An 11,815-nucleotide genomic window follows, 5' to 3' on the forward strand; every position below is an offset into this window, starting at 1 on the left:
CAACGCTTCTGGCATGACCAAACGCCATCTAAGCGCAAGTGTTCCCCGACACCGGAACAGATCGCCCGCGGCGCCGTTGATAGGAGCAAGCCTGTGGCCAAGAGGACGCCATGACAATTCCAACATCTACCTATCGCCTGCAGTTTCGTGGCGACATGTCGTTCGACCGGGCAGAGAAGCTTCTTCCTCAGTTGGCAGACCTTGGCATCAGCCATGTCTACGCGTCGCCGATCTTCACCGCAACGTCGGGATCGACGCATGGCTACGACGTCGTCGATCCCAACGAAATCGATCCGTCGATCGGCGGCCGCAGGGGCTTTGACCGATTTGTTCTTGCCTTGAGGCGAGCGGGCCTCGGGCTGATCCTCGACATCGTCCCGAACCATATGGCTGCCTCGGTCGAAAACCCCTGGTGGAGGGATGTGTTGCGCCATGGCCGCGAAAGCGCCTATGCCGGCTATTTCGACATCGATTGGCGCCGCCGCCTGACATTGCCGGAGCTTCGAAAACCCTTGGACGAGGCTTTGGCCGCTGGGGAGTTCAGTCTCGTCGCCGCCATGTCCGGAGGTGTGGTTGAATTGGCTTATCTTGACCTCCGGCTTCCGCTTTCGGATGAGAGCATGCGTCAGCTGCGGGCGAAGATGGAGCAGTATGCGCAGGATTTGCGCACCTTTTCGCACGATGCCGTCAAAATGAACTGGCTGCTTGCAAAACAGCATTGGCAGTTGATCCATTGGAAGGACGCGGCTCGGAATCTCAGTTATCGCCGTTTTTTCGAGGTTGCCGGACTGGTCGGGCTGAAAGTGGAGGATGCGCAGGTTTTCGCAGACACCCACCGCACGTTGATCGAGATGGTTCACTCAGGCCAGGTGCAAGGTCTGCGCATCGACCATATTGACGGGTTGGCTGACCCGAAGGCCTATCTCGATCGCCTTCGCAAGGCTGCCGGCCCGGATGTCTACATTGTCGTGGAGAAGATCCTCGCACGGGGCGAGACGTTGCCAGCGGATTGGCCGGTTTCCGGCACGACCGGATATGAATTCATCGATGCATTGGCCGATCTCTTCGTGTCAGAGGCGGGATTGGAAGGCATCGATCTGGCATATCGCGAGGTCGGCGGCGACCACGCTGATTTTGCTGCGGGCATGCGCAAAGCGAAGCTGTTGATGGTCGAGCGCAACTTCAGTGGTGAGGTCTTACGGCTGACCAGACTTGTCGAAGAGATTTTCCCAGACTTCGACGCAGCCGACATCTCGGCCACAATCCGAGAATTGCTCGTCGCGTTTCCCGTCTATCGCCTCTATGGCGACAAGGAGACCTTGTCTGCCCGGGACGAGACAGTCTTGGCCGCCACGGTCAAAGCGGCGCAAGCTACGGTCCCGAGGACCTCTGCCTTGGGGGCGATCGCCAGCCTGTTGCAGGGAAGCGTCGCGGACGCGAAACCGCGAGAATTCCAGACGAGATTTCAGCAGCTCAGCGGCCCTATCATGGCAAAAGCCGCCGAAGACACACTGTTTTACCGGTACAATCGCTTCATAGCCTTGAACGAGGTCGGCGGCGAGCCTGCCGCATTCCCGGCAGGTGTCGCCGCCTTCCATCAATCGATGACGGATCGGCTTCTGCGGCAGCCCCACGGCCTGTCCGCGACCACGACACACGACACGAAACGTGGAGAAGACGCACGTGCCCGACTTTACAGCCTGACGCAAAGGCCTGCGGACTGGATCGAAGGGTTCGAGCGCTGGCGTGTTCTCAATGCCGCCTTTCGCCCCACTCTTGCCCGAGGGCAGGCACCGGAGGTGAATGTGGAATGGATGCTTTATCAGGCATTGGCCGGCATCTGGCCGGATGGCGCGGAGACCACCATCGACAGAGATGAGCTGAAGCAGCGGTTCAGGACCTATGCCTTAAAGGCGATCCGCGAGGCGAAACTTGGAACTGACTGGGCGGATGCGGATGCCGCCTACGAACGCGCCGTACTCGATTACGTCGATGCCCTGGTGTCACCTGGCAACGAAGCGTTCGCCAGTGATTTCGACAGGACCCTTCGTCCCTTCGTTCTCCTTGGCTACCGCAACAGCCTGTCGCAGCTGCTGATCAAGCTCACAGCGCCTGGTATCCCGGACATTTATCAGGGAGCTGAAAGGCTCGATTTCAGCATGGTTGATCCCGACAACCGTCGGTCTTTCGCCCATGCGTGGGGCGATGTGTTGCCTGAGGACACCTCAGGCGAAAGGAAGATCGCATCGCTGAAGCGGAAGATCACATCCGCGGTGCTGCGTCATCGCCGCGATCATCCGCATCTATTTCTCGAAGGCGACTATATGCCGCTCGAGGTGGCTGGAGCCCGCGCTGACAAGCTTGTTGCTTTCGCTCGGGTCTTCAAAAGAGAGATCGCGGTGACTGTCGCCCCGCGGCTCGTCGATGCCGAAAGTCTCGGATTGGACTACTGGCAGGACACCACGCTCATCCTGCCGGCCAAGCCTCCCCGGTACATGCGCGATCTTCTGACGGGCAGGCGGCACCTGACCGGCGATGTTCCCGTCGCGCAACTGTTTGCGGATCGTCCCGTAGTTTTTCTCGTCAGTCTCGAGTGACGCGCCGCCAGACGCACCGAGTTGGCAGGCCGGCGGAACAATCATGTCGTTGCAGTGTTTCTGCTGCGCATCATCACGAGGACCCCATGACAGACGAGACAAAGCGATACGGCGTCGAAACGGGAGACTTCACCCGGCTCGGCGCCAATTATGATGGACATGGCGTCAACTTTGCCATCTTCAGCGGCTATGCCGAAAGAGTGGAACTCTGCCTCTTCGACGAGACGGGCAGCCGTGAAATCGAGCGGATCGTCCTTCCTGACTATACCAACGAGATCTGGCATGGTTACATTCCCGGTTTGCAACCAGGCACATTGTATGGCTATCGGGTTCATGGGCCATTCGACCCTGAACAGGGGCATCGTTTCAATTCGAACAAGCTGCTTGTAGACCCCTATGCCCGCGAACTGGTGGGCAATATAGAATGGTCCCAGGCGCAGTTCGCCTATGGTCTGCATGACGACCGCAAGGATCTTTCCTTCGATGAGACCGACAGCGCCGCGCACATGCCAAAGGCCCGTGTCATCGATCTCGTCAAACGGGGAAACACGCCCAGTCGCAAGCCGCTCGTTCCTTGGTCTCAGGTGATCTTCTATGAGACCCACGTCAAGGGAATGACGATGCTCAATCCGGCAATTCCTGAGCAATTGCGTGGCACCTTCGAGGGACTGGGGCATAAGGCGATTGTCGATTACGTGAAGAGCCTCGGAATCACCGCGATCGAACTGCTTCCCATCCACTATTTTCCCGATGACAGTCACCTGTTGGACAAGGGGCTGCGAAATTATTGGGGATACAACAGCCTCGGCTTCTTCGCGCCGGCGTCGCGCTACTACGGTCCAAACGGGCTCGCAGGTTTTCGCGACATGGTTCGCGCCTTCCACGATGCTGGCATCGAGGTGATCCTCGACGTCGTCTACAATCATACGGCTGAAGGAAATGAGCTCGGTCCGACGCTCTCGTTCAAGGGCATCGATAATTTTTCCTATTATCGGACCTTGCCGGACCAGCCCCGCTACTACATCAACGACACTGGCACCGGAAATACCATCAACACCTCGCATCCGCGTGTGCTGCAAATGGTGACGGACTCTCTGCGCTATTGGGCCGAGGAAATGGAAGTCGACGGCTTTCGTTTCGATCTCGGCACGATTCTCGGCCGCGAACCGAACGGATTTGATCAGCGTAGCGGCTTTTTCGATGCGGTCGGTCAGGATCCGCTGCTCTCTCGGATCAAACTGATCGGGGAACCATGGGACATCGGCCCGGGCGGCTATCAAGTCGGCGGCTTTCCACCGGGTTGGGCGGAATGGAATGACAAATATCGCGACACGGTGCGGGACTACTGGAAAGGCGATGCCGGCACGACAAGAGATTTCGCCGCCCGTTTCCTCGGTTCGGGGGACGTCTATGATCTGCGCGGACGCCGACCATGGGCAAGTGTCAACTTCATCGCGGCACATGATGGATTTACACTCAACGATCTCGTCTCCTACAGCGAAAAGCACAACGACGCCAATGGCGAGGGCAATAATGACGGGCACAGTGACAATCGCAGCTTCAACTACGGCGTCGAGGGACCGACCGAGAACGAAGGCATCAACGCGACGCGCGAGCGACAGAAGCGCAACTTTCTCGCAACGTTGTTTCTATCGCACGGAACGCCAATGCTGCTTGCAGGCGATGAGGTCGGCCGCAGCCAGATGGGCAACAATAATGGCTACTGCCAGGACAGTGAGATTAGCTGGCTTCATTGGCCGCAGGCCCATGAGAGCAATGATATCCTCTTTGCGTTCACCAAGCGCCTGATTGCGTTACGGCAGGAGCACTCGATCCTCAGGCGGGAGAATTGGCGAGACGGACTGATCGTCTCCTGGCTCAACCCTGGAGGCGGCGAACAAGCAGACGAACATTGGGACGATGAGAGCACGACAGCGATCGGTTTACGCCTGTCGCGGAAACAGTCGGCCGAGGAGGGGTGGGACGATGTGCTCTTCCTGTTCAACCCCTGCGATGCCGGTGTCGAATTCAAGCTGCCCGATCACACAAGCTGGAGTTTGGAGCTCACAACGTCGGACCCTTCCCATGCGGAAGCAAAAGCGGCGGACTTGCCTGGCATCGAGATGGTGGGTCGCAGCCTCATGCTGCTGCGATCAACATAAGCCCTATTCAGAAGTGAGTCCTCGTTGCTTTTCGATCGGTTTTAAAACGGGAATGCCTATCGGCTTGCTCTTGCCGCCATGCCTATTCAACCCAAGCCCAAATATGGGAGATCGCAATGTTCAAACCACTAATCCTGTTCGGCTGTGCCCTCCTTCCGACGGCAGCCTTTGCGCAGTCGGCCGATCTTGAAGCGACCTGTAAAACGGTTGCCAGAAACTTCTTCCTCTCTGACAAATTGGCTATCGGGACCACTCAATCCTTTCCGGAACTCAAGCCACCGGGCGTCCGCATGGCCTATTCGACACGTCAGGGGACCGCGCCTGCCGACATGACCGACACTTTCGAATGCGAGTTCGAAAAAGCGGACAAACCGCATAATCTCACCAAGTTCTGTGTATCGAGCACCTGCTATACGCCCAATGATGGTGATGCCGATCGTAAACGGCGGTTTGAGGAACTACGCATTCTCCTGCAGCGAGCCGAACAGTAGTCGCTGCGGCAAATCCTATGGCTTCCATTGGAATGTTTGTATGCCGGTCTCGGCGATGTGCGGGCTTTTCCAAAATCGAGGGCTGTCACCGGCATCACTACCGATCCTGATGGCGACCCCGAGGACCCGGCGAGTTTGACGCCCTGGTTCACGGCGAAGCCGGTATTGTGCTCCCAACGACGGGTGATCTCCTTGGACAAGCATGCGCCCTTGACACAACATCATGCTCTGCGCCGTGACCAGCCACTATGGGCCGCTATGCCCGGCGGCTCGCTGAGAACATCCGGTACCATCGCTGACAAGGCCTATGATGTGATTATCGTCGGCGCCGGCATCAGCGGTGCCCTGATGGCGCATAGCCTGGCGGGTCAGGAGATGAAAGTCCTGATCGTAGACCGTCGACGGCCGGTGAGGGGCAGCAGTCTCGCGAGCACGGCGATGATCCAGCACGAGCTCGACGTGCCGTTGCACGTTCTTCGGCGATCGATCGGCGCCGAAAATGCCCGCCGCGTGTGGCAACGGTCAGCGGCAGCTGTCGAGCGGATCGGACAGATCATAGGCGATCTCGACCTCAGATGCGCGTTCCGCAAAAAGAGGACCCTGTTTCTCTCGGGCGAGGACTTCGGCGCACGGGCGTTGACGACCGAGGCTGCGGCAAGGAACCAGGTTGGCATCGAGGCAACGCTCCTTGACGGAGCAACGCTTCGGGGTCGCTTCGGGATTGATCGCACCGCGGCGATCGATAGCTCAATTTCCGCCTCGGCAAACCCTGCTCAACTCACAGCCGGCATTTTGCGCAGTGTGAGGACACGCGGTGTCGAAATAGTTTCCGATGTCGAAATCACCGATGTGCGGGCCTTCGACGACGTCGTCGTGCTTTCGACCTCGCAGGGAGCACTATTGTCGGCACGCCACGTGGTATTCTGCACCGGCTATGAATTTCTGGAAGCACTCGCCAACAAAAGCCAAAAGGTCATTTCCACCTGGGCACTTGCCAGCCGCCCCAGACTTCAGCGGCCGCAGTGGTTGGATCGCTACCTGGTCTGGGAAGGGTCGGATCCGTATCTCTACTTCCGGTCGACGCATGACGGCAGGATCATCCTTGGCGGCGAGGACGAGGATGCCGAGGGAGCCTATAAGGACGAAGCGAAGCGTGATCGCAAAATGCGGACACTCGTCGAAAAGCTCGCGGATCTGACGGGGATCGCTATCGGCAAGCCGGAGTTTGAATGGTCCGCCGCCTTTGGCGTCACACCGAATGGTCTGCCTATGATCGGACGCGTTCCCCAGATGCAGAATGTGTTCGTCGCGATGGGTTTTGGGGGCAACGGCATTACCTTCAGCCAGATCGCCGCGGAATTGATCTCCGGCGAGATCCTGGGGCATCGCGACGCCGACTGGGATTTGTTTCCGATCGTCTGAGGAGGCGATCTCAGGGATTGCTGATCATGGAGATCAATGGAGCTCAAGCCCTCAGTCGTGGTGAGGCTCGTGCACGGCCACATGTGCATCGTTGTCACAAGGCCCGTGCGTCGGGAACCATCTGTATCGGGAGACGTTCGACAAGGGCCAACAGAAAAGGAGGCAACTATGAATTCCGCACAACAGATTACCGAACATATGGAAGTGATTGCTGCGGACGGGATCCATGTCGGAACCGTCGACCATATGGATGGCGAGAGCCGCATCAAGCTCACCAAGCGCGATTCCACGGATGGCCGCCACCACCTCATTCCCCTTGACTGGGTCGACCATGTTGATGCGCACGTCCATTTGAAGAAGAAGTCGGACGACGTGAAACAGCAATGGTCTGTGGCCAACTGATCCGTAAGTGAGGGGCCGCCATCGAGCGGCCCCATCTATCTACCGTCGTCAGGATGCCCTGGCAAAGACACGAACGGGCCAATGGCCAATCGCGCCAAGGCTGACGCACCCCCCCTGCGCATCGGGTTATCTGACCGAAGACGCAGAGTCGTCCACGCCCATGCTGACTGGATCCTCACGCTTTCCTTTTGACTGAGCGGTCCGGGCCTTTCTTCACTCGATCTGCTTCCGCCGCATCCGTGCGGCCCGATGGAATGCCGGTCGAGGTGGTGGAAACTGGATCCGACGCCGGAAAACTGTCTTCCAGCCCTTTCTCGAGTTGGCCCTTGGCGGTCTTTTCGCGCTGTTCTGCCTGTTCCTGTCTCATGGATTCAACTGCGGGTGATTTGTGATTGGACATTGCCGATTTCCTCCAGTGCCCAGATTAATCCCTCCGGTGGCCGGAAGTTCCCCTGGCGAGTGGCGCGAATTGAGGCGCAGTGGTGCCGTCTGAACGCTGCGTTGCTTCACGTGGCGGTTGAAGGTTTAGGCTTTTCGAAAAGGGGAGCCGCTTCTGGTCAGGCGTATGCTCGGATCGCGTTCCCACGCGCCGAAACCCGAAACCGCTGCAGGCCGACGGAACATTCTATCCCTCGACGGGTTTCTTCTCCGTAGACGAAACCAGCTATAAAATTCGGAGCAACCACATGAAAATATTGGCTTTTAGCCTCGCCGCCGCATGCCTTGCCGCCTCTTCTGTATTCGCGCAGAGCCAGACGCCGACCACGACGCAGACAACCCCAGCGCTGTCCACCTCCAGTGATACCAACCCGGGTGCGCCAGTCGCCGGCAAGAACAGCTTCACCGAGGCACAGGCGAAGTCGCGCATGGAGGACGCAGGCTACAAGGACGTCTCCGGGTTGAAGCTAGACGACCAGGGTGTTTGGCGCGCAATGGCGACCAAGGATGGGAAACAGGCGAAGGTCTCATTGGACTTCCAGGGCAATGTGGTGATGGCGAAGTAAGCCCCTCGACCGCACGGCCAAGACAGCAACGAAGAGGAAATACCTATGAAAAATGTCAGCGCACTTTACGATAACTATGATGACGCAAAAGCAGCCGTAAAAACCCTGGAGGATGCAGGCGTTCCTTCGGATCATATCAGCATCGTTTCGCGCAAGGACGGCAAGCAGGAGGTTGAGGGTCAAGGCAACAATGCCGCCGAAGGCGCGGGTACCGGTGCCGGTATCGGTGCTGTGGCAGGTGGGGCGGGCGGCCTGCTCGCGGGACTTGGCATGCTCGCTATCCCGGGTATCGGTCCGGTGGTCGCAGCGGGATGGCTGGCTGCGGCCGCGGCGGGTGCTGTCGCTGGCGCGGTCGTCGGCGGGGCGGCCGGCGGGATCGTCGGTGCGCTGATCAAGGCTGGCATTCCTGAAAAGGACGCGGAGGTCTATGCGGAGGCCCTGCGCCGCGGCGGCTCTGTCGTGATAGCCAAGGTCGAGGACGACAAGGCGGTCACATCGCAGACAATCCTGAACAATGTGCGCCCGGTTATCCTCGATGACCGGCGGGAGAAGTACGCCGCCGAGGGATGGTCGCGCTTCGACGAAACCGCGGACCCCTACACGTCCGACCAGATCGCCGCCGAACAGCGGCGCTATCGCATCGACCCGCGGGTCTGAGTTAACTTTGGCGGGGCGGCTCTTAGTGCCGCCCTTTTTTTGGGGCTCATGTCCTGCCCTAGGAAATCCTATTGGTGCTCTTAAAGGCACCGGATGTAGCGAATTGATCTGTGACGTGACGGGCCCCGGTTAGCGGGGCCTCCCCGAGCTCGCTCCTTCGGGTGTGTGGATCCCACCCTGGCCTATTCTTCAACGCCACCATTCATCGAACCTCGTGGTGCGGCCTTCGGGTAGATTTATCATCCATCGCGCCGAAGCCGTAATGTTTTCGCAATCGCCGCGAGTTCAATTGCGTCGTTTGGACCACTTTTGACCGCCACCTCGCTCGATGCCGCACGTATAGTCTTGCGCTAAAGCGATGGCATTCGTCGATCTTGAGTGAATGGGGGCCGATGCTTTGTGGTGAATTCGCGTTTCTGTCAGGACAGGTTTGGGCTGCGCTACTTTCTGGCTGCGGGGCTCAATCCGTGTTGGCGACCGAGGACTGATGGTCAATCAGACCTGTTCTTGCCGAAGCCATCCGTTCTTGCCTTCACGCGAATGGCCCTTACCTATCGAGGGGCTAGCGCGCGAGGACTGGGTCTGGTCGGTCGCTGGCGGCAGCCTCAGATGATGGGGCAGGGCAGGATAGTCGCGGCGGCCAACGCATGGTCGGCGCCAAAACACAAATGGAGCGCATCTTGAAACAAGTCGCTTACGCGTTCGTGGCGCTATTTTTCCTTTGCGTTGGAGCGACGGCACAGCAAGCCGCCCCGCCGCAACCGGCGGCGAGCGCGGCTCAAAGCCAGGTGGCGAGCGATCCGCTCGCAACGCTCGTCGAGATCATGAAAGATGAAAAGCTTAGAAATGAACTCATCGGGCAGATCGAGGAAACGAGATGGGCGCGCCCTGCCGGCATTGCGTCAAGTCCGTCCCCGGCTTCGGCCGCCCCAGTGTCCGAAGCATCCTCGGCGCTGGCAAAAAGCAGCGCTGAGGATGATCCACCGCGCGCGCAAGGGCTTGTGGCCGCGCTCACCGACTCAGTCCGCGAGCTTGGTGATCGGCTTCCCACCGCAGCGCTCGGCGCCCCCGTCGATATCAAGATTAGCGAAGCCCAGGCTCAGATAGAGCGACGACTGTCCACGCCGGAAGCTGGGACAAACTTGCGATCCTTCGGCCTGAGATCTGTTGCAGGATGGGCGCTGATCACGGGAGCCGCACTACTGCTTCTTGTCGTCGTTCGCAAACGGATACGCCTGCGGGTGGGAAAGGACGCCCGTTTCGCCTTCCTCGCGCGTGAGGCCGTTTTCCGTGGACTGCTCGGATTGCTTCCGCTCGTCTTGTGTTTCGTCTTCGCGTCGGCGTGGTTCCTATTCCTCGATTACGGACCGCAGGCGCGCCTGATATTCGTGCTGCTGACCACGCCCTTTGCCTTTGCACTGGCAACGTCCGAACTCACATCCTGCGCCCTTCTGTTCCTCGTGCGGTCAAAAGGCTGGCGTCTCGTGGCATATGCGCAGAAGCGGCTCGCACCCTTGATTGGCGTGCTAACCGGTATCGCCGTTGCAAGTTCGCTCGCGACCACGCCCGAAATTCGCATCGCCATCGGTCCTGCCGCAGCAGACATCGCCGCACTGATCCTTGACTTGACGGTGCCTTTCTTCGCTCTTTACGTCATCCTGCGTCACCGACGAACGGTTCGCAGCCTGATCGTCAAAGGCCGGACAAGCGAGGAAAACCCAACCTCATGGAACCGGGCAATTGCCTGGGTGGCGGCGCACTGGCACCATCTTGGCGTGGCGTTCGTGATATTGAATGTGTGCGCCAGGTTGTTTGGAGCGCGCAACGGCAGCTTTCTCAGCCAGTCTTTCATGTCGGTCGCAATCATCGTCGTGGCGCTGATTTCGTCCGGTACGCTTGGCCGCCTGCTGGAGGCTCGCAAGACCCGCTGGCGTCGGCCCGTCACTGGAATGCGCCAGGTCGTCATAGATCGCTTTGGCTCATTGCTGTTCCGCCTGGTCCGGATAGGGATCGCGACCGTCGCCGTGATCCTATGCCTCGGGCTTTGGGGGGTCGATGTCATCGGCTGGGGGAGTCGCGACGGCGCGACCGTCCTCCAATCCATTTTTTCCATTGCGGCAGTCGTCTTCGTGACCTGGGCGTTGTGGGTTGTTCTCGACGCTTGGATATCCGACGTGCTGTCTCCCGCAACCAACCGACAAAGATCGGCGCGCGTGATGACGCTCCTGCCGTTGCTGCGCAACATCGCCTTTGTTGCCCTTACCGGCCTGACGGTCATTGGCGTTCTGTCCAACCTTGGGATTAACGTCGCGCCGCTCATCGCCGGAGCTGGCGTGGTCGGGCTTGCCGTCGGCTTTGGCTCACAGCAGCTCGTCCAGGACGTCATTACCGGGATGTTCATGTTACTCGAGGACACGATCGCCATCGGCGACGTTGTCGACACCGGTGACCGGGCGGGAACTGTCGAGGGGATGACCATCCGCACCGTCAAGATCCGCGACGGCGACGGAGCGCTTCACTCCATTCCGTTCTCAACCATCAAGGCAATCAAGAACCGGTCGCGCGGCTTCGGCGTCTATACGGCCAGCATCACGCTGGATGTGCAGGCCGATATCGAACAGGCAATCCAGATCTTCAGGGCGGTTGGTGAGGAGGTTCGGACCGATCCGGCCTTCGCCCCGAAAATCGTTGCAGCCTTCGATGTTTGGGGTGTCGACCAGGTCGGCCTTGACGGTGTCGTTCTCAAGGGGGCGATCAAGACATTGCCGCTGCAACAATGGAGCGTTGGTCGCGAGATCAATCGGCGCTTCAAGGAAAGGCTCCAGGCTGCCGATATCAAGCTTGCAACCAGATCGGCATTGCCGGCTCCCTTATGAGGCTCTCTCCGCGCCCGTAACGCGCCCGTCTTGCTTATGTGGAGCCACGATGCCGGGCCGCAGTGACACCAACCAGAGTATTTCGAGTTTTTTCTCGCGGCTGCGCAACATTTGAATCAGTCGAGCGTTTAGCAGCCGAGGAATGTTAAGATGAGGGACCAATGTTTCTTGTTCATATTGCCACTCGCAGGGCCGGAACCATCG

At 59.1% G+C, this 11,815-nt stretch carries 8 protein-coding genes and 1 pseudogene; 8 read left to right on the forward strand and 1 reads right to left on the reverse strand.

The window, feature by feature from the left end; translation table 11 throughout:
* Positions 1–110: 110 nt before the first annotated feature.
* The 5 genes from treY to ACIQJ2_RS28515 all read left to right on the forward strand — a co-directional run bounded on the left by treY (position 111) and on the right by ACIQJ2_RS28515 (position 7,074).
* Positions 111–2,597, forward strand: coding sequence for a malto-oligosyltrehalose synthase (treY, locus tag ACIQJ2_RS28495; RefSeq protein WP_400672249.1), 2,487 nt, complete (start codon positions 111–113; stop codon positions 2,595–2,597).
* A gap of 86 nt (positions 2,598–2,683) precedes the next feature.
* The gene (gene glgX / locus ACIQJ2_RS28500; protein ID WP_400672251.1) at positions 2,684–4,759 is read left to right on the forward strand and encodes a glycogen debranching protein GlgX; all 2,076 of its coding nucleotides are present in this window, start codon (positions 2,684–2,686) and stop codon (positions 4,757–4,759) included.
* Between the two features lie 116 nt (positions 4,760–4,875).
* Positions 4,876–5,250 (forward strand): hypothetical protein, encoded by a 375-nt coding sequence (locus tag ACIQJ2_RS28505; protein WP_199143308.1) that lies wholly within the window; start codon positions 4,876–4,878, stop codon positions 5,248–5,250.
* A gap of 258 nt (positions 5,251–5,508) precedes the next feature.
* A complete protein-coding gene (locus tag ACIQJ2_RS28510; RefSeq protein WP_400672656.1) occupies positions 5,509–6,672 on the forward strand; it encodes an NAD(P)/FAD-dependent oxidoreductase in 1,164 nt (387 codons plus the stop codon).
* 168 nt (positions 6,673–6,840) lie between these two features.
* On the forward strand, positions 6,841–7,074 hold the full coding sequence (locus tag ACIQJ2_RS28515) for a DUF2171 domain-containing protein (RefSeq protein ID WP_199143310.1): 234 nt from the start codon (positions 6,841–6,843) through the stop codon (positions 7,072–7,074).
* Between the two features lie 199 nt (positions 7,075–7,273).
* Here the strand turns inward: ACIQJ2_RS28515 and ACIQJ2_RS28520 are convergent.
* Positions 7,274–7,474, reverse strand: a pseudogene (locus tag ACIQJ2_RS28520) (hypothetical protein); the annotation flags it as partial.
* 286 nt (positions 7,475–7,760) lie between these two features.
* Between ACIQJ2_RS28520 and ACIQJ2_RS28525 the strand changes: the two are divergent.
* The 3 genes from ACIQJ2_RS28525 (at position 7,761) to ACIQJ2_RS28535 (ending at position 11,611) form a co-directional block, all read left to right on the forward strand.
* Positions 7,761–8,078, forward strand: coding sequence for a PepSY domain-containing protein (locus ACIQJ2_RS28525; RefSeq protein ID WP_400672255.1), 318 nt, complete (start codon positions 7,761–7,763; stop codon positions 8,076–8,078).
* 45 nt (positions 8,079–8,123) lie between these two features.
* Positions 8,124–8,735 carry a general stress protein gene (locus ACIQJ2_RS28530; protein WP_400672257.1) on the forward strand — a complete coding sequence of 204 codons (612 nt, stop codon included), beginning with the start codon at positions 8,124–8,126 and terminating at the stop codon, positions 8,733–8,735.
* A gap of 680 nt (positions 8,736–9,415) precedes the next feature.
* Positions 9,416–11,611 (forward strand): mechanosensitive ion channel family protein, encoded by a 2,196-nt coding sequence (locus ACIQJ2_RS28535; protein ID WP_400672260.1) that lies wholly within the window; start codon positions 9,416–9,418, stop codon positions 11,609–11,611.
* The last annotated feature ends 204 nt before the right edge of the window (positions 11,612–11,815 follow it).

Source organism: Rhizobium sp. NPDC092011, from assembly GCF_044756305.1.
Classification (GTDB): domain Bacteria; phylum Pseudomonadota; class Alphaproteobacteria; order Rhizobiales; family Rhizobiaceae; genus Rhizobium.

Coding starts and splice junctions, on each gene's coding strand:
- treY (WP_400672249.1), top strand. CDS start 111: ATGACAATTCCAACATCTACCTATCGCCTGCAGTTTCGTGGCGACATG.
- glgX (WP_400672251.1), top strand. CDS start 2,684: ATGACAGACGAGACAAAGCGATACGGCGTCGAAACGGGAGACTTCACC.
- ACIQJ2_RS28505 (WP_199143308.1), top strand. CDS start 4,876: ATGTTCAAACCACTAATCCTGTTCGGCTGTGCCCTCCTTCCGACGGCA.
- ACIQJ2_RS28510 (WP_400672656.1), top strand. CDS start 5,509: ATGCCCGGCGGCTCGCTGAGAACATCCGGTACCATCGCTGACAAGGCC.
- ACIQJ2_RS28515 (WP_199143310.1), top strand. CDS start 6,841: ATGAATTCCGCACAACAGATTACCGAACATATGGAAGTGATTGCTGCG.
- ACIQJ2_RS28525 (WP_400672255.1), top strand. CDS start 7,761: ATGAAAATATTGGCTTTTAGCCTCGCCGCCGCATGCCTTGCCGCCTCT.
- ACIQJ2_RS28530 (WP_400672257.1), top strand. CDS start 8,124: ATGAAAAATGTCAGCGCACTTTACGATAACTATGATGACGCAAAAGCA.